Origin of the sequence: Pallidibacillus pasinlerensis (genome assembly GCF_009996845.1) — a bacterium.
GTDB lineage: Bacteria > Bacillota > Bacilli > Bacillales > Caldibacillaceae > Pallidibacillus > Pallidibacillus pasinlerensis.
In genome coordinates, this window is record NZ_JAACYS010000153.1 from 1 (window position 1) to 804 (window position 804).

The 804-nt window shown below is 34.3% G+C and carries 2 protein-coding genes; one reads left to right on the top strand and one right to left on the bottom strand.

Annotated elements, in window-relative coordinates; translation table 11 throughout:
- The first annotated feature begins 181 nt into the window (after positions 1-181).
- Positions 182-400, top strand: coding sequence for a hypothetical protein (locus GW534_RS15985; protein ID WP_161921938.1), 219 nt, complete (start codon positions 182-184; stop codon positions 398-400).
- A 186-nt stretch (positions 401-586) separates the two neighbouring features.
- Here the strand turns inward: GW534_RS15985 and GW534_RS16995 are convergent.
- Positions 587-804, bottom strand: a 218-nt coding sequence (locus GW534_RS16995) for a hypothetical protein (RefSeq protein ID WP_210253487.1), incomplete at its 5' end; no start/stop codon positions are given.

An 804-nucleotide genomic window follows, 5' to 3' on the forward strand; every position in this document is an offset into this window, starting at 1 on the left:
CCTAAACTTTTAATTATTTCATTCTACAGTTGCTTCTCAAATAGTCCATTGTAATTATGATGCATTAAACTTGGATATCAGTGCTTGTAACTCTTCAGCTAAATTATTTAATTCTACTGCTGCATCGGATAATTGGTTAACTGAGTGTAGTTGTTCTTTTGTGTTTTGATCAATTTCCATAGTGTTTCAATTAGCCTATGCGGGACTGCGGTATGTGAACTATTTTGCAGATGAAATTGAACGAGTTGGCATGACGGAGGAATTTAAATCATTTCAACGATTGGCTTATGATTTGCTCGAAACACATGCCTATGGAACAGAAGATGAATTTAAGCAATTAGCGAATGAGTTTGAAGAGAAAATTAATCAATTGGTGGAGAAATTTTACTCATTGAAATAAAAAGTAGAAAAGGCTGAATCTACACCTATAAAGGGTGTCAGTATTCGAGTCTTTTCTTTTTTGCTTTTAAAATATAAAGGATAAATAAATTAAATGTCCAATATATTACGAATAGGGAGTGTTGTCTCATTGAACACCAATTGATTAGGGGTGAAAAGAAATTAACAAGCTAGGAAACTATAAATATTACATATTTACAGTACTCGGTGCTGCCTGTTGGGGGGGTATTGGTCTTTTTATTGCCCCGTTATATGAACGAGGTTTTTCTGCATGGGATGTTGTTGCAATTCGTGCACTATTGACTTTTGTTTTTTTAATCATCTTTATGGCACTTTTAAAGCGAGAACAGTTACGGACTCGGTTAAAAGACCACCTCTTATTTGCCGGCGCTGGAATTTTAAGTA